This window comes from Mucilaginibacter sp. P1_D10, assembly GCF_056406215.1.
Window position 1 is genome coordinate 86,908 of record NZ_JBFUAP010000011.1, and the last position, 19,750, is coordinate 106,657.

The following is a 19,750-nucleotide window of genomic DNA, read 5'->3' on the forward strand; positions in this document are numbered from 1 at the left end:
ATATGGTTAAAATGATTATGTTGTACTTTGATGCATTATTTTTATTTTTATCGGATTGAATTATGCACATATCTTAAAAACTGGAGCACTTATACTGAATGGAAATAAAAAGTAACGGCATTAAAGGCAGCTGGTTAAAAAACATGATCATCAAGCGCCTGTATTTCGATAATGCAATGTCGTGCGCGGGGCTTAGCCAGCTCTTTGATAAAAGCATCCCCTCTATAACGAAGGCTATCAATGAACTCATAAAAGAAGGTTTTGTGGTAGAGGAAGGGTACGCGCCATCAAGCGGTGGCCGCCGCCCCTTGATGTACGCCATCAACGCCAAGGCGATGTATATTTTGGCCGTAGCCATGGACCAGCTAACCGCGCGCCTGCAACTGATAGATTTGCAGAACAACGCCGTTGCGGCAATGGTTACCGTTGATATTAAGTTATTGAATAACGATGAGGCCTTGCCCACGCTGATAGAAAGCCTGAACGACTATGTTGCCGCAAGCGGCATCCCCAAAAGCAAGATAGCGGGCATTGGCATAGGCATGCCGGGCTTCATCAACGCCGTTGAGGGTATCAACTACACCTACATGGATGCGGGCGGACAAAGCCTGAGCGATCATATAAGCCAGCACACCGGCATTACCACTTATATAGATAACGATAGCAGTTTGATAGCCCTTGCCGAGCAAAAGTTTGGTATAGCCAAATTTCAGCAGGAGGTAATGGTGATAAACCTGGGCTGGGGCATAGGCCTGGGGATGATTATAGATGGTAAGATATTCCGCGGCTCTAACGGGTTTGCGGGTGAGCTTAGCCATATCCCCTTATCAGACGATGGCGCGCTTTGTACCTGCGGCAAACGTGGCTGCCTGGAGGCCGAAGCCAGCATGTTGGTGGTGGCCGAGAAAGCCGAAGAGGGCATAAAAGAGGGCCGCGTTACCAGCCTGAAAACCATGGATGGTAACTTTAAGCTCATGGGCGACTCATTGATGGATGCCGCCAACCAAGGCGACCAGTTTGCGCTGGAACTGCTATCAGATGCCGGCTATAAAATCGGCAAAGCGCTGGCTATCCTCATCCATATCATGAACCCGGCTACCATCGTTTTGAGTGGCCGCGGTGCAAAGGTGGGCAAGATATTGCTGGCGCCTATACAGCAGGCTCTGCTTAAATACTGCATCCCTCGTTTGGCATCGGGCACAGAACTGTTGATCTCGGCCCTTGGCTTCGATGCCGAGCTGATAGGCGCGGCAGTGCTGGTGATGGAGAATTTTGACAAGGAAGTGAAGGTTAGGGCTTAGTTAATTAGAGGTTAGAGTTTAGAGGTTAGCGCAACCACCTGCCGGTCATTCTCTAACCTACAACTTCCGGCCACTAATCTCTAAACAGTAATGGTATCGCCCGGTTCGTATATCTCTATAAACTCGATACCTGTTTTGGCAAAATGCCTGGCGTAGTTCTGGAAGCGCGATTTTACGAAGGATGGCTTCGCAAAGCCATCGTGCACAGGCAGTATCTTTTTCGGCTTTACTTTATTGCCGAAAGTGGCTATTCGCAACTCGTTGGCAAAGGGGGCCATGGTAACCAGCAGCAGCAATTCTATGCCGTGGTATTGGGTAAGCTTATCCTCCATAGAATCTACCGGGTGCAGTACCTTATCATTGATGATAAAACCTGTCATCTGTGGTATAGGGCTATCTAACAGCGGCTCGTGCACTACCGGGATGGCCTCCAGCTTAAAAGGGCCAACGTTGTAAATGCCCTCCTCAATCAAATTATAGTTTAAGTCTGCTTTTTGTATGGCCGTGCCCACCTCCATATTGGTGTAGATGGTAGGGCTGCCGAGGGCTTTTATTTTTTTGAGGTTTTCTATATCGAGATGGTCGGGATGGGTGTGGGTAATGATAATGCTATCCACATCGGCAAACATTTCGGGCGTTACGGTGCCATCGGCAAAGGTAAAGTTCCCAGGGTCGAACAAGAGTTTATGCCCCTCCAGTTCAAATAAAAGGCACGAATGCATGTATTTGGATATCTTCATTACAGGCTACGCTTTAACCGATAAACCCATCGCCACAAAAAAGGTTTGGCCTAAAGTATTTCCTTCAGCGCCTCAAAGCTATCTATGGTAGCCACCTGCCCGCTCTCTACCACGCCGAAACCGTAAGAAGCGAATATGAATGGCACGCCCGCTTTGGTGGCGGCATCGTAGTCACCCATCGTATCGCCCACGTACACCGGCGATATCAGGTTATTGTCCTCTACAATGTCGCGGATATTATCGGCCTTGGGGTTGCCCTTGGTGCCGTAGCATTGGTGTGCCAAAAAGTGGTGGTGCATGTTGTTCAGATCCAAAAACAATTCGATATACCCGCTTTGGCAATTGCTCACGATATACAGATTATAGCGCCGCCCCAGGTATTCCAGCGTTTCGGCCACTTTGGGGTACAGGGTACCGCCTTGCTTGTGCAGTATCTCCAATTCGCTTACAGAACATAGCTGCTGTACCTCGGCACGCTGTTCGGTACTCAAAAATGGGAATAGCTTTTCGAATATCTTATCGTAAGTCATCCCGGTAATAGAGCGTACGCGTTCGCGCGTCATTACCTCGTGGCTCATATAAGGTGCCTGGTTAAGGGCGGCTTGCCATGCCTGGGTAATGGTTTCGGTGCTATCCCAAAGGGTGCCGTCGAGGTCGAAGATGATGCTGTCGTATTTGCCTTTAAGTGTGCTATCCATTTCTGCGTTTTGTGCCGCAAAAATAGTAGATTATTTTTAGCGAGGGGCTTTTTGCCCGCCATTAATATAACGGGAACTGGCCGAATGCTAATAAGGATGCGATAGATGGGACGGCCATCAGTATAAATACGTGGGCTAATTGTACGGTATCGGCATCACCTTTTACAAATACGCGGAAAAGGTCGTTTTTTATGGTTGATAGGGTAGTTTTCATGGTAGTACTAATTAAATATTCTTTGTTGTGTTTCTGTATAATTAGGACGGGGATTATAGGGGAAGGTTTAATTAGATGTCTGAACTCGAATTTGTCGGATTTTCCGAATGAACAGAATTAAAATCCATGCATGTATTTACCATTAATTCTATAAATTCCTTAATTCCATAAATTCGAGTTCAGACAAAATCCACTTTTTTTTGGCTGATAAATTTTTATAGGTTAGGTTTGAAAGAATTGAAAAATCCCCGCAGATATTTATGAGTGCCGAACTGATACTGGAAACCATATCGATAACCAAGAACTTTTTTGGCGATAAATCTACGGGGGTAAACAACATTACCGTGTTCATCCCCAAGGGGAAAATAACCGCCATAGTTGGCGAAAGCGGCAGCGGAAAAACCACTTTGCTTAAACTGCTCAACGGCAGCATCAAGCCCGATTCGGGCGAAGTTTTCTTCCATTCGCAGGTGCTGCCGCCGCGCAGCGAGGGTTCTACCGCGGCGCACGCCGCTATTACCATGGTGAGCCAGGATAACCGTGATATGGACATGGGTGCATCTGTTTGGGAGAATGTTTGCGCAGGCCTGCCTACAGGCGACGTAAATTACCAGGTCCAGAAAACCACCCAGGCCCTTAATTTATTGGGTATATACGGACTGAAAGAACAGTCCTTCGGTAAGTTGAGCGGCGGCGAAAAGCAGCGTGTTACCATAGCCAAAGCCCTTATAAACCGCCCAGAAGTGTTGATGCTCGACGAGCCCTTTAACCAGGTGGACGCCAATTACCGCGACGATTTGCAACACGATATACGCCAGATTGTAAAAGAATGGGGCGTAACCGTAATACTGGTATCGCACGACCCGGCCGAGTTGCTAAGCATGGCCGATGAACTCATCGTGATAAAAGAGGGTGAGATAGTGGAGCATGGCTCACCCGAAAAACTATACCACTCGCCAAAGCTTTTATACACGGCCAAAATATTAGTGAGCTGCAGCGAACTTACAGCAGCCGAGGCGGCAGTTTGCGGCATAAAATCAAAACGCGGAACGGTGGTTATTTATGCCGAACACATCACCATCGGTGGTATCGGCCCCAAAAGGTGGACAGTGAAGCAAGTGCTGTTCAAAGGCTTTTACGAAGAATTGGTAATAGAGCGCGATGAGGTATCCTTACGCGTTATCAATTACGACCGCGCTAAATACAAACCGGGCAGCAAACTGGGTATAAAAATCGAAAAGTTCTACGAGTTTGGGAAGTGGCTGTCTTAAGTCGGAAAGTCTTTAGTCCGGAAGTCCGAAAGATAGCTGCGGCATAAATTCCAATTTCTTTATCGATAACTCATTCATCTTTCCGTCTTTCGGACTGCGGACTTTCGACTCCCCGCTCAAATCTTTATTATCCTTCCGTCTTTTTTATTCTTCGGTTTCTCAGCCTCCGGCTTAGGAATATTGCGTACGATGGTAACCAACGCAGCGCCGATTATCGCTATAGCCTTCACGCCAAAAAGTAGGAACGGCTTCATTACTTCCAGTGCGTTATGGTTATTGCTGTGCGTTGGCTGGGCCTTGCCGGTGCCTATTTTCTTCTTTTCCATAGTAGGATAAGGGTCGGGAGGTAATTTTGTTTGAGCCAATAGCGAGGCCTTTTTTTTAACCACAGAGCGCGCAGAATGTTCGCTGAGGTACACAGAGCTAAGTTTAGTTTTGCAGGGCTCTGCGCCACTCTGTGCCTTCTCCGCGCCCTCTGCGGTTAAAATCTCCTTGCGCTACGCCACCTTCCTCTTCAAAGTTATCACAGTAACTTCCGGCCAGATACCCAACCTTCCCGAGAACGCCAAAAAGCCGAAGCCCCGGTTTACGTACAGGTAGCGGTTTTTATGGTTAATGAGGCCGGCCCAATCCAGGTATTTATATTTTATGGGGCTCCATTTAATGCCCGCCGTTTCAATACCAAATTGTGCGCCATGCGTATGGCCCGATAAGGTGAGGTGGATATCGGTAGGGTTGTAGCGCACTTTTTCTTCCCAATGGGTAGGGTCGTGCGAGAGGAGTATCTTAAAGGCATCCTGATCAACGCCGCGCAGGGCCTTGTTCAGGTCGCCCAGTTGGATGAAGCCCTTGCCCCAGTTTTCTACACCGATGAGGCTTATCTTTTGCCCGCCTTTTTCTATCTCCACGTTTTCGTTAAGCAGCAAGCGGTAGCCCAGCTCGGCATGGTGGCGTTTCAGCTTCTGCAGGTTGGCGGCTTTTTCTTCGGGACTATCCCATGGGATGTAGTCGCCATAATCGTGGTTGCCCAGTATAGAGAACTGCCCATAGGGGGCCTTCAACTGGCCAAACCTATCGATATATTGTTCAATTTCCCAGGCGGCGTTGTTCACCAAATCGCCGGTGAATACGAACAGGTCAGATTTTTGGGCCTTGGCCAAGTCTATCCCACGCTGCATGGCGGTTACGTTATCGAAACTCCCGGAATGAATATCCGATAGCTGCGTAATGGTAAAACCATCGAAAGCTTCGGGCAATTCATCGTAATAAACAGTGGTGCGGTGTACCTTATAATCGTACTTGCCGCGTACCATGGCGTATAGGAACCCGGTAAAAGGTATGGCCGCCAATATCAAACCAACCTGTACGATAAACTTGCGCCGTTCTGGGAAGAAGGGTTGCTCTTCCGGCTTATCGTGCAGGATATTATCGCCGATGCCATAAAAAAACCGGCCCAGGTCGCCCAGGGAAATAACGATGATAAAAACCAGCTTGGTAACGAAAAAGGTAAACAACAGACTCAGCATCCACTCGTGGTAAGGTGTCATCCCCCGCGATGTACTGTAACTACCGAAGCCGGCCATAAAAACCACCGTTACGCCTATGGAGATAACCGCGTAGCCCCAAAGCACAATTAAGCGCCACGGGCGCGATTGCCAGTCGGCCGTGAGCGTGCGCAGGCCGATTATCACGTACCAGTCCATCAGCAGCGTGAGTGCCGCAATAACGAGGAACACATTTAAAAAACCGCCTTTATGCATAGTGTTGCAAGATAAACAAGCTAAGGTAATTAGGGTGTAAAAATTGAGCGGCTATTGCACTAAATAACTATTTTTAAAGCCTCAACTAAAATCTCTCTCAATGATCTCACATACGTTCACCCTCTCTGTTCTATTACTCGCTTCCGCCGCAGCCATCGCGCAGCAAACCAAAAAAGACACCTTGTTTTTTGAAGACTTTAACGCCAACGCCCTCAACCGAAGTAAATGGAATGCAGAAGTTACGGGCCATACCGTAAATGACGAACAGCAGGCTTATATCGATTCGTCGGCCACGATATACACAATTAACGGCAAAGCCGAAGGTGCAACCAATGGTGCCTTGGTTTTAAAGGCCGTTTACAAACCCGGCCACACCAGTAAAGAGCAAAAGAAGTACGATTTCGTATCGGGCAGGATAAATACCCGCGATAAGGTGATGTTTACCTACGGCAGCTTTTCGGCACGGATGAAAATGCCCGCCGGCGCAGGGCTCTGGCCCGCATTTTGGCTTTTGGGTAAGGGCCACTGGCCCGATTGCGGCGAGATTGACATTATGGAAACCGTAGGCGACAGCAGCTGGACCAGTAACGCCCTCCACGGCCCCGGCTACTTCGGCGACACGCCATTAGCCTACCGCGCATCATTCCCGCATGGTACAGATGTAACGCAATGGCACGTTTACACGGCAGACTGGACCGCCGACAGCATTGTTTTTAAAGTAGATGATAAAATCACCTATACAGTAACCAAAGCCATGGCCGAAAAATATGGCCGCTGGGCTTTCGATAACCCAAAATTCATTATACTCAACTTTGCGATAGGGGGCGGGTATCCAAACGGGGTAAACAAGGTAACGCAGCCATACTTCGGCCTGTCGCAATCCTCGGTAGATAAAATAAAGGCCGGAGATGCCAGGGTGCTGGTAGATTGGGTGTTGGTAACCAAATAAAATACAAATGGCCCTGCGGTAATTACCACAGGGCCATCTTGCTTTATAGGGGAAAAGGTGTTAAGCCTTTTTTATTAATAACGCCTAACTACAACGCGTTCGTAAGGGCGGTGATAGGCAACTGTCCTGCGGTACACGGGGCGCTCTACCACTACGGTGCGGCGATAATTACTGCGGTACACAGGGCGTTCCACCACTACGGTGCGTTGGTATTGTCTGTGGTAAACAGGGCGCGTAGCTACCACAGTGCGGCGGTAGTGTGTGCGGTATGCCGGCCTTTCTACTACAACGGTACGGGTATGTACCGGTGCGCCCACGCGGGCCCTCACTACTACTTGTGCTTTTGCGCCCTCAAAGGCGAATATGGCTACTATGGCTATGGCTAATACTCTAAGATATTTCATGATTGCTTTTTTTTAATTGTTGTTTAAACTGTTGGTTGCTTTTTATTGTTGATTAGTTACCCTGGTAACCGTTATTGTGGCCGTAATTGTTATCATTATTGTGATAGCCGTTATGGTCGCGGTCGCGGTGTCTGTCGTTATGGTGCCTGTTATGGTAGCGGCCGTTATCTATTGCGCAGCCCGATAATGCGCCTACTCCTAAGAACAACAGGGCCAGCATTTTTATCATTTCCTTTTTCATGGTTTCTATAATTTAGTGTCAATTACTGTTTCTTTATAAGTTAAACTAAGCCCGTAAAGCAAAGTTTAGTCCGCACGGGTCGTATCACATAAACGTTACAATCGTGTTTTGGAGGTTGGATAAATGCGGCGCAACTACACGTATTTGTTACAAATAAAATTAGGAGATGGTAACACCCTCATGTATATTTATGGCATAAACTATTTTTACCATGCCCTTATCTACCCAACTAATAGCCTTAAGAGCAAGCGCTTTTAAGGCGGTTGCCATGTGTGCCCTCTCATGCCTACCGTTTTTGGCGAAGGCACAGACTACCTTTAACCATGCTGCGCTATGCAGTGCCAACCTTAAGGTGAGCAACAAGTTTTACACTACCGTACTGCAGCTGAAGATTATCCCCAACCCTTTCCAGGATACCGTGCACACCTGGTACAGCATTGGCCCCAATCTGCAGATGCACATCATACAAGCCAATTGCCCCAAGGCCGATTATCCCCGCGGCGTACATCTTTGCTTCAGCGTGCCATCTATCCCTGCTTTTATCGAACGTCTTAACGGCATGAACATCCCCTACAGCAACTGGAAAGGCGAAACCGGTAAAACCGAGCACCGTGTTGATGGCGTGAACCAGGTTTACATCAACGACCCCGACGGTTACCTCATAGAAATTAACGACGCTAAATAATTAACAGTAGTATCGATAAATATTTCCGGTGTGGCACAACCATACGGAATGGTTTTTGCGTATAATTAAGTATGAAGGGCTACGTTAACATCCCTAAGTCGGTTTATTGCAAGCGCTGCCGCGAATGCGGCTCGCGCCCTATTATTGCGCATGTGGGCATAGAAGGATATGTAGTAAAATGCCCCAACGATGATAGCCATTATCAAACCATCCCCGGCATTATCGATATCGAAGACTGGAACATCCACAACACCGAGCTTTACGAGACCGATTACGACCTTAGAGCAATGAGCGGGGACAGGTAAAATTGAAAATTCTCTTTTTGCAAAGGACTTCCTGCATTCCATCTGTTCCGCCAGTCCCGCTATCCGCTTTACGTTGTGCCGCTACTATCGGGTTTAGTGAACTTTATTCTGTGCCCGTCGCAAACAATTTAAAGTAATCTGCTATTGTCCAATCATCGGTGTAATCATTCAAATCGGTGCCAGCGGTGAAAAAAACCATCAGTGTAATCATCTAAATCAATGTAATCGGTCAAAACAAATCGGTGCAATCATTTAAATCGGTGCAATCGGTGAAAAAAGAAATAATATGAACAAGACAATCGGAATCGTACTCATCATTGTAGGTGCAGCCATGCTGATATGGACAGGCTTCACCTATACAAAGAAGGAAAAAATAGTAGATGCGGGCCCCATCCAAATCTCGGCCGACAGGCAAAAAACGGTAAACTGGCCGCCGTACCTGGGCGGTATTTTGCTGGTTGGCGGTATTGTTATCGTAGCTACGGCCAAAAAATAGTAAGCCCTTTGTATATTAGCCTGCATGGAAGCAACCTTTTTTGCCACGCAGGATGAATTCAGACACTGGCTGCAGCATAACCATGCCGATAAAACCGAACTACTGGTAGGCTTTTATACTACCAAAAGCGGCAAGCCCAGCATCACCTGGCCGCAATCGGTAGACCAGGCGCTTTGCTTCGGTTGGATAGACGGCGTGCGCAAGAACATCAATGTCGATAGTTACAGCATCCGCTTTACCCCGCGCAAGCCCAAAAGCATCTGGAGCGGCATCAACATCAAAAAAATAGCAGAACTTACAGAGAAAGGCCTCATGCAGCCCGCAGGCATCGCCGCCTACGCCCTGCGTGAAGAAAAACGCTCGGCCATCTACAGTTTCGAGAAAGACGAGATGCCCTTCTCTGCCGCCTACGAAAAACAATTCAAGGCCAACAAAGCCGCCTGGGCTTTTTTTCAATCGCAGGCGCCCTGGTACAAAAAACTATCGCAGCACAGGGTAATGAGCGCCAAACAGGAAAGAACGCAATTGAGCAGGTTAGAAAATTTGATAAAAGCGAGCGAAGAGGGGAAAAGGATTGGGTAGTTTGCCCGAGAGTCCTTATAATAATTTACCCGTTTGCAAGGCTGATTGCAGTGTGTGCACGCGCAGTTTGGGCGTGTACCAGCGTTCGGCCAGTTGCTTTACCCAGGGGCGTTTGTAGCCAAAAAGCATTTTAAGCATATTTACCTTGTTAGAGCCGGTAGGGTAGCCGTATTTGTACCAGGTAAATCGGGAGGCATCAATCTTGAAATGTTCGGCAAATTCATCAATAAAAAGGTCTATTTCTATATCGAAGATATCCAGGTCCAGATCGATACTGGTGTTGGGCGATAGGTCGTTCAGGTCCACACGCTGCACCTTATACTTGCGACAGTAATCAATAATAAAATCTCTTAACTGTGGTTGTATTTGCTCCATGCCTGCGCCTTATATTATATGAGATGCATTTTTTGGCAAGAGGTTGCATGGGATTTCAAGATTTCGCGGAATTTCGGTGAGGACACCGAAATTGAAGGTATATCTAACCACCGCGTCATTATAAGTAGCAACGATACCGATCTACCCAACCGTCGGTTAAAACCGATGGCAATGAAGGTGTATGAACGATGCGTTTTCATTGCCGCCCCATTTATGGGACGGAACTGGTGCGAGGTCGCTTGTCTCCCGAGGGTTGCCACGCTATCGCTCGCAATGACGATGTGGTGAGTTTACGCCTTTTACACGTCTTTCTCCAGCTTATACATATCCAGCGGCTGCTTCAGTACGCCAAAATTCTCCGGGATATCCAGCGGCACTATCTCGCCGGTTTTGCGGTAGCCGCGGCGTTCGTACCAGGCAATCAGTTCCTCGCGGAGGGTGATAACTGTTATCATGATGGTATGGATGCCTGCTTCACGGGCGTAGATTTCGCCCGCTTCGAGCAGTTTACGGCCAACGCCTTGCGCCTGTAAAAGCGGCGATACGCTGAGCGTGCCCAGGTATATTTTTTCGCCTTGTTTTTTGAGGTAAACGCAACCGGTGATGCTGCCGTCGGCTTCGGTATGTTTTAATATGGCGGCATCCGTATCGGCAAATTGTTCTTCCAGGTCGGCAGCTCCTATGCGCTGTCCACCAATCATACTCGCTTCGGTAGTCCAGCCTTTAAAAGAGGCATCGCCACGATAGGCAGAGTTGATGAGCGCAGTAAGTTGGGGTATATCGGCAATGGTAGCTTTGGTAATAGTTGACATAGAATGCAAAAATAGTATTTGCATTGACTTTTAACTTTCAAACATTACAACCTTCAAACTTTTCAACTTCACAGCAGCTTAAAATCCTCGCGCGGAGGCGCAAACAGGTCAATCAGTTTGCAATCGGTTATGGCAAGGCCGCCGTGCGGTACATTGGGCGGTATGATGGCAAACATGCCCTTCTCCATTACCTGCGGTATGCCGTTAACGGTTAGCTGAAAAGTACCCTCCAGCACGAATGCGCATTGCTCGTGGAAATGTTGATGCGGCGGCACCTCACTGCCTGCATCCACCTCAATAAAATTGATGGTATTTGTAGCGGTGTGAATGATTTTGGAGTGATAGCCCGGTGCTATCTCCCTGGTTGCAATGTCTGCGAAATATTTGAAGATGGAAGTATCCATAGTAATGTGTTTAACGTTTTAAGAGTTGTCTGAACTCGAATTTGTCGAATTAGGAGAATTATACAGAATGCGTAGTTCCTTAATTCGACAAATTCTATTAATTCCTTAAAACGGCGCAGCCCTCTTGAGTGCCATTGAAAAATAATTAACACGAAAAATTCGAGTTCAGACAAATGATGGGGCCGCTTCTACCCCACAATATACTTGCTCCCCGGCAAATACGATAGCAGCTTTATGCCGATATACGTAGCTACAAAGGTACTCACTGCCAGCACGGGTATTACCAGCCTGGGCTCGCCATGCAGCCAGCCGTTTATAGGGCCGAAGAACTGGTTCAATACCAGTATATGCGCCAGGTACATGCCGTAGGTAAGTCCCGAAAATTTCGCCACAGCCAACTCTGTTTTAGCGCTTTTGAAACTGATGACGCTGAACAGCAGGAACAGCCCGGTCGCCATCATGGCTACGTTGATGGTGGGGAAAGCCCAGGATAGTTCCAGTTCGGGCAGGGTTTTGGCGGTTGGCCATTGGTGCGCAAACACCTGGTGGGTGACGATATATCCGGCAATAACCAGCGCCAACCCGATGCCGATGGTGGCCGGTTTGGATAAGCGCACATGTTCTTTAATATATTGCCCCAATACCAAATAGCCAATGTATCCCGAGAAATAATACACGCTGCTGAATTTGTTCCAGAACACCTCGCCCAGCACATCGGGGTAAACGGTGCGGATGTAGGGCAAAAACAGCGTGAATACCCATATGGCCAAAAAGAATAATTTGAAGTTTTTGGATGCCGTTTGTGCCCAGGGCGATATGATGGGGATAAAAAGGTAAACGCCAATGAACATATACACAAACCACAAGTGCCCCGCGCTCCAGTTGATGTTCACCGGGATGTTGGCAATATTGGTCCACATGGTGCCCGCTTTATCGGTACCTAAAAAATAAGGTACGATGCAGTACATTACCGACCATATCAAAAACGGGAACAACAGCCGGGTAAACCTCTTCTTATAAAATACCTCCTGCGACTCCTTTATCGGCAGCAGCAAATAGCCCGATATCATTACAAAGAGCGGCACGCAGGCGCGCATTAGGCTGCCATAATGATTAACCCAGGCATAGTGCGTGGAGATGATATCGCCTATCGGGCCGATATAAAAGAACTCACCACTGTGTACAATCAGCACCATAAGGCAGGCAAAAATGCGCAATACATTAAGGTAGGCCGTGGGGCTGGGTTTGAACGCGGCGGAGGGATTTGTGATACTCGTCATTTACGGTGTAATTGGTGGGGTAATTTATATAATCTTACCGTAATTTAGTGGAGCTATTAAAACTTAGCCCCTGTTTACAGGTTTATCTTCTACAACCTATATGTGTTATGGCCTTTATTGATTATTATAAAATTTTAGGGGTGGATAAAACAGCGACCGACAAGGACATCAAAAATGCCTATCGAAAGCTGGCGCGCAAGCATCATCCCGACCTTAACCCGGATAGCCCCGAATCCAATAAGCTCTTTCAGCAATTGAACGAGGCCAACGAGGTTTTAAGCGACCCTGAGAAGCGCAAGAAATACGACAAGTACGGCGAAAACTGGCAGCATGGCGAAGCTTATGAACAAGCGCGGCAAAATCAAAAGCGGCAAAGTAGCTACAGCGGCGGCTTTGGCGGCGGCGGTGCCCAGGATTTTGGCGGGACGGACTTCGGCGGCGGCGGCGATTTTTCGGAATTCTTCAACTCCATGTTCGGCGGTGGGCCGCCGGGGGGCGGCGGCGGTAGGCAGCAGCAACGCTACCGAGGGCAGGATTTAAACGCCACTTATCAGATGGGTCTGCGCGATGCCCTGGAATCGAAAAAACAGACGCTTACGGTTAACGGCAAAAATATCCGTCTTACCATACCCGCAGGGATAGAGAACGGGCAAACTATAAAAATTGCAGGGCATGGAGCTGCCGGCACTAACGGCGCGCCGGCCGGCGATTTGTACATCACCTTTACCATACCGGATGACCCGGAGTTTAAGCGCACAGGCAGCGATTTGCACAAAACCATCAACCTTGATTTGTACACTGCCGTTTTAGGCGGAGAAATTACGGCCGATACCCTCAGCGGCAAGGTGAAGCTAAAAGTGGCCGCCGGCACGCAGAGCGCAACCAAGGTAAAACTTAAAGGCAAAGGCATGCCGCTTTATAAAAAAGAGGGTCAGCATGGCGACCTGTATATTACCTATAATGTACAATTACCCACCAACCTGACCGAAAAACAGCGCGGATTGTTTGAAGAACTAGCCAAATCTTAAAAAAAAATCAAGCCAATGAAAACGTTGAATTTGATAACCGTACACGATTTTTGTATTTACCATAATGTGGAATACGCTTTTATAGATCAATTGCAGGAAGCGGGGCTGATAGAAATAACCGTGGTTGATAAAACCTCCTGTGTATCAATAGATGAGATACAAAAAATAGAACGCCTTGCACGCCTGCATACCCAGTTGGATATTAACGAGCCGGGCATTTTTGTGATAGATGAACTGTTGGACAAAGTAGAAAATATGCAACAGGAAATAGCCCTGTTGCGCAGCCGGTTGCGTCTTTACGAGGATTGACGGAAAAAAATTTGGCATAATTTTTTAAACCCTTGAAGCGTTAAACAGTCATACTTACAAAACGAACAAGAGTTTATAACTAAAAATTGTAGTCATGAAACTAATCAAATTTTCGATAATAGCCTTGGTATTAGCCTTCTCGGCACAGTTTGCAGAGGCCCAGGTAAGGGTAGGCGCAACCATACATATTGGTTACCAGCCCCGCAGGGTAGTTTATCCTGCCTATTATGAAGAACCTGCCCCCGTTTATTACGAACAGCCGGTTTACGTTAACCGCCCCGTTTACCGCAGAGTCTATTACAGGCCGCAATACCGCCGTGTAGTTTACCGCGAACATTATTACGAAGGACGTGGTCATGGCCGTGGGCACGGTTGGGGTCGCGGTGGCAGGAGATGGTAATTTTTTAATCAGATAGACATATGGAGCCCCTCGGAAGAGGGGCTTTTTTTGTAGCGATTTAAAATCAAACCGTCATACCGAACTTGTTTCGGTACCCCATCTGCAAGGTGGCGACAATGTAAAGCGGCTTTGCACAGTGGCTACTTTTATGATGGGGTACTGAACCAAGTTCAGCATGACGAGAGGAGAGTTCACTTCTTCAAAAAGCCATTCAACGCCTGCTGCGTAAATTCTGATAATACCAATTCCCCGCTTATAGCTGCACGTTCTAACAATAGCTCATCCCAATCACCGGTGCCTTCCCAAAGTATTTGTTTAAGGCCTACAAGCGCATCCGGGTGATAGGAAGCGAGTTTTTGGCTAAGGATATCCAGTGCTTTATCCAGTGTCGGGATATCGGCATATACCTCGTTATAAAGCCCTTTTTCCATTGCCCATTGCGCCGACTGGAAGTCTGTTGCGCGGATAGTAAGCTGAGAGAATGCAGACAGACCAACTTTACGGGTTACGGCCGGCGAAATAACAAATGGGCCTATACCTATGGCCAGTTCGCTTAGTTTGATGGATGCGGCCTCGGTTGCCAGGCAATAATCTGCTGCCGCCGCCAGCCCAACGCCGCCGCCGACCGCTTTGCCCTGCACCCGGGCAATGATAATTTTGGGCGATTCGCGGCAGGCATTTATCACATTGGCAAAGCCCGAAAAAAACGCCGCCCCCGCTTCCTTATCTTTTATCTGCAGCAACTCATCGAAGCTTGCACCGGCACAGAAAGTACGTTCGCCGCCGCTTTTGAGCACGATGACTTTTGTTTTTGGGTCGGCACCCGCATTATCAATGGCATCGGCCAATTGCTTAAGCAGGGCCGATGGCAGCGAGTTTTGCGCAGGGTGGTAAAAGGTGATGGTGGCAATGCCTTCATCGCTGATGTGCAGCAATATGTTGCCGTTATCTGGGTTACTCATAATGGTTTTTGTAGATGGCAATATCAGGAAATTTCACGGAGTGGCAAAGGGTTGTTGGTCACAAGCCGACAACGGCAAAAAAATCCACCGTCATGCCGAACTTGTTTCGGTACCCCACACGGCAGGTAACCGGTATGTAAAGCGGCTCGGCAAAGTGGCCACTTTTATGATGGGGTCCTGAAACAAGTTCAGGATGACGGTTCTGTTTAATGCGTGGAGAGCTTACACCTCCGCTAGGGGCAATTCGATATAAAAAGTAGAGCCCTTGCCGGGTTCACTCTCTACGCCGATGCGGCCGTTGTGGTATTGGATAATTTCGTGGGAGATATACAGGCCCATGCCCAGCCCGCTGGCCATGTTCTTTTTATCCTCTACGCGGTAAAAGCGCTCGAATATTCGGTTTTTTTGGTCGTGGGAGAGGCCGATGCCTTTGTCTATAACAGAAATGCGCACGTAGTCGCCGTGCCGTGCGGTATCTATTTCAACAGTTTTGTTTATGTGCGAATATTTAACGGCATTGTTCACCAGGTTCATCAGCACCTGCTCCAGCCGCTCCTGGTTTCCGCGGATGGTGTAGTGTTGGCCCGCATGGCTGCTGAATGTGAAATGCGGATACATCAGCTGGGCGTTTTCCATGCACAGGCCAATAAGATGGCCTACATCAACGTCGGCAATATTATATTCCAGCCCGCCGGCCTTTATCTTGCTTACGTCGAGCAAATCGTTTATCAGTGATTGCAACTTGTTTAAAGATCCGCCCGCTTTGGCAATATAATTTTTGATGGCCGCCGGCAATTCCTCCTTGTTGTAGGCCGCCATTAATTGCAGGTAGCCCTTCAGGCTGGTGAGCGGCGTCTTAAGTTCGTGGCTGGCAATGCCTATAAACTCGTCCTTGCGCTCCATTTCGCGCTTCTGGTCCTCAATATCGGTAGCGGTGCCCACCCAAAATATAATTTCTCCCCTGTCGTTACGCAAGGGTTGCGCGCGGTTTAAGTGCCAGCGGTAAATACCATCGTGGCGGCGGTACCGGTTCTCTACCTCAAACATCTCGCCCGATTGCAACGCCGCTGCGTATTTTGCGTTGGTTTCTTCCAGGTCATCGGGGTGTACGAGTACTTTCCAGCCATATCCTCCCGTCGTGGCAAAATCGCGGCCCGTATAGTCGTACCAGCGTTGGTTGTACGAGCTGACATTACCGTCGGGCAAGCTGGTCCAGGTCATTTGCACAATGGTATTGGTAAGCAGCTTAAAATGTTCGCGGCTAATGGTAAGATCGTGCGTGCGTTCTTTAACTGTTACTTCCAATGATTCATTAAGCGACTCGGTAACCGAACGGGCCTCTTCCAACTGCTGGTTACGCAGTTTTAATTCTTTCTCGGTGGCTTTTAATATGGTGAGGTCTGTAATGATAAGGCTAAGCGCAATGCCGTTGTCCAGCTCGATGGTGGTGCAGCTGAACAGGCAATGCATATCTTTGTCGCCACCGTCTTTTATGGTGATTTCTTCTTTACAATCTTCGTCCCAGCTGCCGTTGATTACTGCCTGTAATTTTTCTTTCGCTTTTTCGGGTACAAAGGATAGTATCGGCATGCCTATCACCTGCTCTAAGGGCGTATCAACCATTATGGCAAACCGGGTATTGCAATATAAAACAATGCCTTCGCGGTTAATGGTAGCCGCGCCTTCGTTCATCTTTTCTATGAATACACGATAGGTTTGATCGGCAGTTTTTAGCGTGTATAGTTGGTGGCCTTCGGTATCTTTTACCACCAAAGCATCCACCTGGCCGGTGCGGATGGCCTGTATGGTATCGGTAGCTTCCTCCAGTTGCTGGCGCAGCTCTTCAATCTCGGCTAATAAGCTGTTATTTGAATGGTTTTGCTCCATGTGTTAATTGATTTCGGGCAGGCCAAGCCCTTTTAAAACTTTATTGGTGTTGCTCATGTCGCCTATCATGCGGCGCTCTTTGCCGGGGGCTTTTTTGATGAGCAGGGGCAGGGCTACGATATCTTCGTTCTGCGCCAGTTCGGGTTGCTGGTGTATGTCTATAATTTTTAATTCGTATTGCCCAGGGATGTACTTTTCGCAAAGCGCATTCAGGTTTTCTACCGCGCGGATAGAGTTGGGCGATGCCCCGGTTATAAACAAACGCAATACGTAAGCCGTAGCTTCCTCGGTCCCCTCGTAATCTGTAAATCCTGTATCCTGGTTGGCCATAACTTATGATAGGTACAATTAAGCGGGGCGAATGTTCAGTCCAACAAGCACCTTTTCTTCGTTACTTAAGTCGCCAATGATTTTGCGGATAGGCTCCGGTACTTTGCGCACCAGGGTTGGGATGGCCAGTATCTGGTCGCCCTCGGCTAATTGCGGTTGCACCAGCAGGTCTATTACCTCTATACGGTATTGCCCCTTCAGGTGCTCTTCGCAGTACTTTTTAAGGTTGGCGAGCGCCGTTACCGATTTTGGGGTTTTGCCGGCTACGTATAGCCTCAGTTCCCATTTTTTATCTTCTGTTAAATCGTCAATTTCCATTTTATTTTCCTCCGGTGGGTTTGGCGGGGGGTGCTTCGCCTCTCCGTATCTTTGTTATCTCTTCCCGGTTTTTTTCTAATATCTGTTTCTTCAGTTCTTCTTCCAGGTAAACTTTGTTCAGTTCTTCCTCTACCGACTCGTATTCGCTGTTCAGGCCGGCAATTTTTGCCTCCAGCACCTTGCGCTTGCGGGCAATCTCGCGGTCTTTACGGCCTATAGAATGGGTATGAATAGCGGCACCGGTTTGCTCCAGCAGTATTTGTTGTTTGCGCGCCGAGCCGGTAAGTACGCCATCCGGCCCCAGGTAAACATCTATCAGGTTCAAGCCTTCGTCGGATATCACGAATTCGCGCACCTGATTGCTGTGCTTCATGCCGCGTGCTTTCATTACATACAAACCCCGGTTGCGTTCGCCGTTGAATTCGATATCGCGCACCAACAGCCAGGAATCAACCAGCGACGATACACCTTCGTCGGTTTGTTCGTTTACGATGGTATTGAGCGATAGTGCCGTAAACATTACGGTTATCTGCTCGTCCTGCAAAAAATCTATCAGGCGCACCAGCATGTTCTTCACTTCGCTTACCGAGCCCACATTAATGAAGTTGGTAATAGGGTCCATGATAACCACGGCTGGTTTAAACTTTTTGATAACCTTGTGTATAGCTACCAAATGCATTTCCAGCCCGTACATATTTGGCCGCGTAGCGTTAAACTGCAGCAGCCCGGCATCAACATGTTTTTTAAGGTCTACACCGATCGAACGCATATTACGCATGATTTGGTTCGGCGATTCCTCCATGGCAAAGTAAACGCAACGTTGGCCGCGGTTGCAGGCTTCGTTAGCGAAGTAGGCTGATATGCTGGTTTTGCCGGTGCCCGCCGTGCCCGAAACCAGCGTACTGCCGCCCTTGTAAAAGCCTTTGCCACCCAGCATTTCATCCAGGGCCGGGATGCCGGTTGATACCCTTTCGGTAGATACTTGTTTAGCCAGCTTTAGCGAGGTCACAGGCAGTACGGATATGCCATCGCCATCGATGAGGAAGGGATACTCGTTGGTGCCATGTACGGTGCCGCGGTATTTGATAATGCGCAGCCTGCGGGTTGATATCTGGTTGATAACGCGGTGATCTAACAGGATAACGCAATCTGATACGTATTCTTCCAGCCCCTGGCGGGTAAGGCTGTTGCCGTCGCCTTTTTCGCCGGTAATAATGGCCGTTACGCCTTTTTCTTTCAGCCAGTTAAACAGGCGGCGTATTTCTGTGCGCAGTACAGCCTGGTTATCCAGCCCGGCAAATAAATTTTCCAAAGTATCCAGCACTATTCGTTTTGCGCCGATGCTGTCGATAGCATAGTTGAGGCGGATAAATAAACCTTCCAGGTCGTATTCGCCGGTTTCTTCTATTTCGCTTCGGTCGATGTGTACGTGGTCTATCCGAAGCATTTTTTCGTCCTGCAGTTTTTTAAGGTCGAAACCAAGCGAGGCAACATTCATGGCCAGTTCGTCGCTCTTTTCTTCAAAGGCCACAAAAACGCCGGGTTCGTTAAATTCAATGGCCCCGCGTACGATAAACTCTATCGACATGAGGGTTTTGCCGCAACCAGCCTCGCCGCATATCAGCGTGGGCCTGCCTGTTGGCAACCCGCCTTCGGTAATTTCATCCAGTCCGGTTATACCTGTTGGGGTTTTGGGCAGGGTTGGGTAGGCGGGTTTGTTTTGTTTGGTAATGCTCATTTAAGGATAATATAAATTCAAATATGTCTCGTAGAAGTATAATTATAAGTTAGTACGCAACTTTATTGCCTGCTTACGCCCTTGTACTTATCCTATTACGTTGTAACTTGCTTATAAAAACATGCCGAATAAACTTATGTGGCTTATTAATGTTTGGTTTATCACATTTTATTTACAATACTCCGCTTAATTTAACTACCGATAAAATATCTTACATGAAGGTTGAGGAGGAGTGCAGGCTATGGTTTTTAGTGCGCGCGG

General features: G+C 48.1%; 26 protein-coding genes. 10 read left to right on the forward strand and 16 right to left on the reverse strand.

What is annotated here, in order from left to right; all coding sequences use genetic code 11:
- Positions 1 to 98 precede the first annotated feature (98 nt).
- Positions 99 to 1,301, forward strand: a complete 1,203-nt coding sequence (locus AC1DYT_RS18045; RefSeq protein ID WP_477470927.1) for an ROK family protein — start codon at positions 99 to 101, stop codon at positions 1,299 to 1,301.
- Between the two features lie 80 nt (positions 1,302 to 1,381).
- On the opposite strand, the gene AC1DYT_RS18050 is transcribed toward AC1DYT_RS18045, so the two are convergent.
- The 3 genes from AC1DYT_RS18050 to AC1DYT_RS18060 all read right to left on the reverse strand — a co-directional run bounded on the left by AC1DYT_RS18050 (position 1,382) and on the right by AC1DYT_RS18060 (position 2,953).
- Positions 1,382 to 2,041 (reverse strand): MBL fold metallo-hydrolase, encoded by a 660-nt coding sequence (locus AC1DYT_RS18050; protein ID WP_477470928.1) that lies wholly within the window; start codon positions 2,039 to 2,041, stop codon positions 1,382 to 1,384.
- Between the two features lie 50 nt (positions 2,042 to 2,091).
- Positions 2,092 to 2,739 carry an HAD family hydrolase gene (locus AC1DYT_RS18055; RefSeq protein WP_477470929.1) on the reverse strand — a complete coding sequence of 216 codons (648 nt, stop codon included), beginning with the start codon at positions 2,737 to 2,739 and terminating at the stop codon, positions 2,092 to 2,094.
- Between the two features lie 61 nt (positions 2,740 to 2,800).
- Positions 2,801 to 2,953, reverse strand: a complete 153-nt coding sequence (locus tag AC1DYT_RS18060; protein WP_477470930.1) for a hypothetical protein — start codon at positions 2,951 to 2,953, stop codon at positions 2,801 to 2,803.
- A 260-nt stretch (positions 2,954 to 3,213) separates the two neighbouring features.
- Here AC1DYT_RS18060 and AC1DYT_RS18065 point away from each other — a divergent pair, with 260 nt between their 5' ends.
- Positions 3,214 to 4,224, forward strand: coding sequence for an ABC transporter ATP-binding protein (locus AC1DYT_RS18065; RefSeq protein ID WP_477470931.1), 1,011 nt, complete (start codon positions 3,214 to 3,216; stop codon positions 4,222 to 4,224).
- 116 nt (positions 4,225 to 4,340) lie between these two features.
- Here the strand turns inward: AC1DYT_RS18065 and AC1DYT_RS18070 are convergent, their stop codons facing one another.
- The gene (locus AC1DYT_RS18070; protein WP_477470932.1) at positions 4,341 to 4,550 is read right to left on the reverse strand and encodes a hypothetical protein; all 210 of its coding nucleotides are present in this window, start codon (positions 4,548 to 4,550) and stop codon (positions 4,341 to 4,343) included.
- A 171-nt stretch (positions 4,551 to 4,721) separates the two neighbouring features.
- Complete coding sequence (locus AC1DYT_RS18075; protein WP_477470933.1) at positions 4,722 to 5,984, reverse strand: metallophosphoesterase; 1,263 nt, start codon at positions 5,982 to 5,984, stop codon at positions 4,722 to 4,724.
- A 100-nt stretch (positions 5,985 to 6,084) separates the two neighbouring features.
- Here AC1DYT_RS18075 and AC1DYT_RS18080 point away from each other — a divergent pair, with 100 nt between their 5' ends.
- Positions 6,085 to 6,933: a glycoside hydrolase family 16 protein gene (locus AC1DYT_RS18080; RefSeq protein ID WP_477470934.1), complete on the forward strand. Its 849-nt coding sequence runs from the start codon at positions 6,085 to 6,087 to the stop codon at positions 6,931 to 6,933.
- Positions 6,934 to 7,007: 74 nt separating this feature from the next.
- On the opposite strand, the gene AC1DYT_RS18085 is transcribed toward AC1DYT_RS18080, so the two are convergent.
- Entirely contained in the window at positions 7,008 to 7,337 is a 330-nt protein-coding gene (locus AC1DYT_RS18085; protein ID WP_477470935.1) for a hypothetical protein, read from the reverse strand.
- A gap of 52 nt (positions 7,338 to 7,389) precedes the next feature.
- Complete coding sequence (locus AC1DYT_RS18090; RefSeq protein WP_477470936.1) at positions 7,390 to 7,578, reverse strand: hypothetical protein; 189 nt, start codon at positions 7,576 to 7,578, stop codon at positions 7,390 to 7,392.
- A 211-nt stretch (positions 7,579 to 7,789) separates the two neighbouring features.
- On the opposite strand from AC1DYT_RS18090, the gene AC1DYT_RS18095 reads away from it, so the two are divergent.
- From AC1DYT_RS18095 to AC1DYT_RS18110, 4 genes are all read left to right on the forward strand, one after another.
- Positions 7,790 to 8,263: a VOC family protein gene (locus tag AC1DYT_RS18095; RefSeq protein ID WP_477470937.1), complete on the forward strand. Its 474-nt coding sequence runs from the start codon at positions 7,790 to 7,792 to the stop codon at positions 8,261 to 8,263.
- Between the two features lie 71 nt (positions 8,264 to 8,334).
- Entirely contained in the window at positions 8,335 to 8,568 is a 234-nt protein-coding gene (locus tag AC1DYT_RS18100; RefSeq protein ID WP_477470938.1) for a hypothetical protein, read from the forward strand.
- 286 nt (positions 8,569 to 8,854) lie between these two features.
- Positions 8,855 to 9,064 carry a hypothetical protein gene (locus AC1DYT_RS18105; RefSeq protein WP_477470939.1) on the forward strand — a complete coding sequence of 70 codons (210 nt, stop codon included), beginning with the start codon at positions 8,855 to 8,857 and terminating at the stop codon, positions 9,062 to 9,064.
- Positions 9,065 to 9,088: 24 nt separating this feature from the next.
- A complete protein-coding gene (locus AC1DYT_RS18110; RefSeq protein ID WP_477470940.1) occupies positions 9,089 to 9,646 on the forward strand; it encodes a YdeI/OmpD-associated family protein in 558 nt (185 codons plus the stop codon).
- Positions 9,647 to 9,661: 15 nt separating this feature from the next.
- On the opposite strand, the gene AC1DYT_RS18115 is transcribed toward AC1DYT_RS18110, so the two are convergent.
- The 4 genes from AC1DYT_RS18115 to AC1DYT_RS18130 all read right to left on the reverse strand — a co-directional run bounded on the left by AC1DYT_RS18115 (position 9,662) and on the right by AC1DYT_RS18130 (position 12,517).
- Complete coding sequence (locus tag AC1DYT_RS18115) at positions 9,662 to 10,021, reverse strand: DUF1493 family protein (RefSeq protein ID WP_477470941.1); 360 nt, start codon at positions 10,019 to 10,021, stop codon at positions 9,662 to 9,664.
- Between the two features lie 299 nt (positions 10,022 to 10,320).
- Entirely contained in the window at positions 10,321 to 10,833 is a 513-nt protein-coding gene (locus AC1DYT_RS18120) for a GNAT family N-acetyltransferase (RefSeq protein ID WP_477470942.1), read from the reverse strand.
- Positions 10,834 to 10,901: 68 nt separating this feature from the next.
- Positions 10,902 to 11,237 carry a cupin domain-containing protein gene (locus tag AC1DYT_RS18125; protein ID WP_477470943.1) on the reverse strand — a complete coding sequence of 112 codons (336 nt, stop codon included), beginning with the start codon at positions 11,235 to 11,237 and terminating at the stop codon, positions 10,902 to 10,904.
- Between the two features lie 188 nt (positions 11,238 to 11,425).
- Complete coding sequence (locus AC1DYT_RS18130) at positions 11,426 to 12,517, reverse strand: acyltransferase (protein WP_477470944.1); 1,092 nt, start codon at positions 12,515 to 12,517, stop codon at positions 11,426 to 11,428.
- Between the two features lie 107 nt (positions 12,518 to 12,624).
- On the opposite strand from AC1DYT_RS18130, the gene AC1DYT_RS18135 reads away from it, so the two are divergent.
- The 3 genes from AC1DYT_RS18135 (at position 12,625) to AC1DYT_RS18145 (ending at position 14,254) form a co-directional block, all read left to right on the forward strand.
- Positions 12,625 to 13,545: a DnaJ C-terminal domain-containing protein gene (locus AC1DYT_RS18135; RefSeq protein WP_477470945.1), complete on the forward strand. Its 921-nt coding sequence runs from the start codon at positions 12,625 to 12,627 to the stop codon at positions 13,543 to 13,545.
- Positions 13,546 to 13,560: 15 nt separating this feature from the next.
- Positions 13,561 to 13,854, forward strand: a complete 294-nt coding sequence (locus AC1DYT_RS18140; RefSeq protein ID WP_477470946.1) for a chaperone modulator CbpM — start codon at positions 13,561 to 13,563, stop codon at positions 13,852 to 13,854.
- A 94-nt stretch (positions 13,855 to 13,948) separates the two neighbouring features.
- Entirely contained in the window at positions 13,949 to 14,254 is a 306-nt protein-coding gene (locus AC1DYT_RS18145) for a hypothetical protein (protein ID WP_477470947.1), read from the forward strand.
- A 191-nt stretch (positions 14,255 to 14,445) separates the two neighbouring features.
- Here AC1DYT_RS18145 and AC1DYT_RS18150 read toward each other — a convergent pair whose 3' ends face one another.
- From AC1DYT_RS18150 to kaiC, 5 genes are all read right to left on the reverse strand, one after another.
- Positions 14,446 to 15,216, reverse strand: a complete 771-nt coding sequence (locus AC1DYT_RS18150; protein ID WP_477470948.1) for an enoyl-CoA hydratase/isomerase family protein — start codon at positions 15,214 to 15,216, stop codon at positions 14,446 to 14,448.
- Positions 15,217 to 15,438: 222 nt separating this feature from the next.
- Positions 15,439 to 17,103 carry a PAS domain-containing sensor histidine kinase gene (locus tag AC1DYT_RS18155; protein WP_477470949.1) on the reverse strand — a complete coding sequence of 555 codons (1,665 nt, stop codon included), beginning with the start codon at positions 17,101 to 17,103 and terminating at the stop codon, positions 15,439 to 15,441.
- A 3-nt stretch (positions 17,104 to 17,106) separates the two neighbouring features.
- Entirely contained in the window at positions 17,107 to 17,433 is a 327-nt protein-coding gene (locus tag AC1DYT_RS18160; protein WP_477470950.1) for a circadian clock KaiB family protein, read from the reverse strand.
- A gap of 18 nt (positions 17,434 to 17,451) precedes the next feature.
- Positions 17,452 to 17,751, reverse strand: a complete 300-nt coding sequence (locus AC1DYT_RS18165) for a circadian clock KaiB family protein (RefSeq protein ID WP_477470951.1) — start codon at positions 17,749 to 17,751, stop codon at positions 17,452 to 17,454.
- Between the two features lies 1 nt (position 17,752).
- Complete coding sequence (kaiC, locus tag AC1DYT_RS18170; protein ID WP_477470952.1) at positions 17,753 to 19,489, reverse strand: circadian clock protein KaiC; 1,737 nt, start codon at positions 19,487 to 19,489, stop codon at positions 17,753 to 17,755.
- Between the last annotated feature and the right edge of the window lie 261 nt (positions 19,490 to 19,750).

Excerpts from the sequence above, each read along its gene's own strand:
- AC1DYT_RS18045 (WP_477470927.1), top strand. The coding sequence starts at position 99 with ATGGAAATAAAAAGTAACGGCATTAAAGGCAGCTGGTTAAAAAACATG.
- AC1DYT_RS18160 (WP_477470950.1), bottom strand. The coding sequence starts at position 17,433 with ATGGCCAACCAGGATACAGGATTTACAGATTACGAGGGGACCGAGGAA.
- AC1DYT_RS18055 (WP_477470929.1), bottom strand. The coding sequence starts at position 2,739 with ATGGATAGCACACTTAAAGGCAAATACGACAGCATCATCTTCGACCTC.
- AC1DYT_RS18120 (WP_477470942.1), bottom strand. The coding sequence starts at position 10,833 with ATGTCAACTATTACCAAAGCTACCATTGCCGATATACCCCAACTTACT.
- AC1DYT_RS18150 (WP_477470948.1), bottom strand. The coding sequence starts at position 15,216 with ATGAGTAACCCAGATAACGGCAACATATTGCTGCACATCAGCGATGAA.
- AC1DYT_RS18085 (WP_477470935.1), bottom strand. The coding sequence starts at position 7,337 with ATGAAATATCTTAGAGTATTAGCCATAGCCATAGTAGCCATATTCGCC.
- AC1DYT_RS18130 (WP_477470944.1), bottom strand. The coding sequence starts at position 12,517 with ATGACGAGTATCACAAATCCCTCCGCCGCGTTCAAACCCAGCCCCACG.
- kaiC (WP_477470952.1), bottom strand. The coding sequence starts at position 19,489 with ATGAGCATTACCAAACAAAACAAACCCGCCTACCCAACCCTGCCCAAA.
- AC1DYT_RS18145 (WP_477470947.1), top strand. The coding sequence starts at position 13,949 with ATGAAACTAATCAAATTTTCGATAATAGCCTTGGTATTAGCCTTCTCG.
- AC1DYT_RS18105 (WP_477470939.1), top strand. The coding sequence starts at position 8,855 with ATGAACAAGACAATCGGAATCGTACTCATCATTGTAGGTGCAGCCATG.
- AC1DYT_RS18165 (WP_477470951.1), bottom strand. The coding sequence starts at position 17,751 with ATGGAAATTGACGATTTAACAGAAGATAAAAAATGGGAACTGAGGCTA.
- AC1DYT_RS18075 (WP_477470933.1), bottom strand. The coding sequence starts at position 5,984 with ATGCATAAAGGCGGTTTTTTAAATGTGTTCCTCGTTATTGCGGCACTC.
- AC1DYT_RS18135 (WP_477470945.1), top strand. The coding sequence starts at position 12,625 with ATGGCCTTTATTGATTATTATAAAATTTTAGGGGTGGATAAAACAGCG.
- AC1DYT_RS18050 (WP_477470928.1), bottom strand. The coding sequence starts at position 2,041 with ATGAAGATATCCAAATACATGCATTCGTGCCTTTTATTTGAACTGGAG.
- AC1DYT_RS18125 (WP_477470943.1), bottom strand. The coding sequence starts at position 11,237 with ATGGATACTTCCATCTTCAAATATTTCGCAGACATTGCAACCAGGGAG.
- AC1DYT_RS18065 (WP_477470931.1), top strand. The coding sequence starts at position 3,214 with ATGAGTGCCGAACTGATACTGGAAACCATATCGATAACCAAGAACTTT.
- AC1DYT_RS18100 (WP_477470938.1), top strand. The coding sequence starts at position 8,335 with ATGAAGGGCTACGTTAACATCCCTAAGTCGGTTTATTGCAAGCGCTGC.
- AC1DYT_RS18115 (WP_477470941.1), bottom strand. The coding sequence starts at position 10,021 with ATGGAGCAAATACAACCACAGTTAAGAGATTTTATTATTGATTACTGT.
- AC1DYT_RS18090 (WP_477470936.1), bottom strand. The coding sequence starts at position 7,578 with ATGAAAAAGGAAATGATAAAAATGCTGGCCCTGTTGTTCTTAGGAGTA.
- AC1DYT_RS18070 (WP_477470932.1), bottom strand. The coding sequence starts at position 4,550 with ATGGAAAAGAAGAAAATAGGCACCGGCAAGGCCCAGCCAACGCACAGC.
- AC1DYT_RS18155 (WP_477470949.1), bottom strand. The coding sequence starts at position 17,103 with ATGGAGCAAAACCATTCAAATAACAGCTTATTAGCCGAGATTGAAGAG.
- AC1DYT_RS18060 (WP_477470930.1), bottom strand. The coding sequence starts at position 2,953 with ATGAAAACTACCCTATCAACCATAAAAAACGACCTTTTCCGCGTATTT.
- AC1DYT_RS18095 (WP_477470937.1), top strand. The coding sequence starts at position 7,790 with ATGCCCTTATCTACCCAACTAATAGCCTTAAGAGCAAGCGCTTTTAAG.
- AC1DYT_RS18080 (WP_477470934.1), top strand. The coding sequence starts at position 6,085 with ATGATCTCACATACGTTCACCCTCTCTGTTCTATTACTCGCTTCCGCC.
- AC1DYT_RS18110 (WP_477470940.1), top strand. The coding sequence starts at position 9,089 with ATGGAAGCAACCTTTTTTGCCACGCAGGATGAATTCAGACACTGGCTG.
- AC1DYT_RS18140 (WP_477470946.1), top strand. The coding sequence starts at position 13,561 with ATGAAAACGTTGAATTTGATAACCGTACACGATTTTTGTATTTACCAT.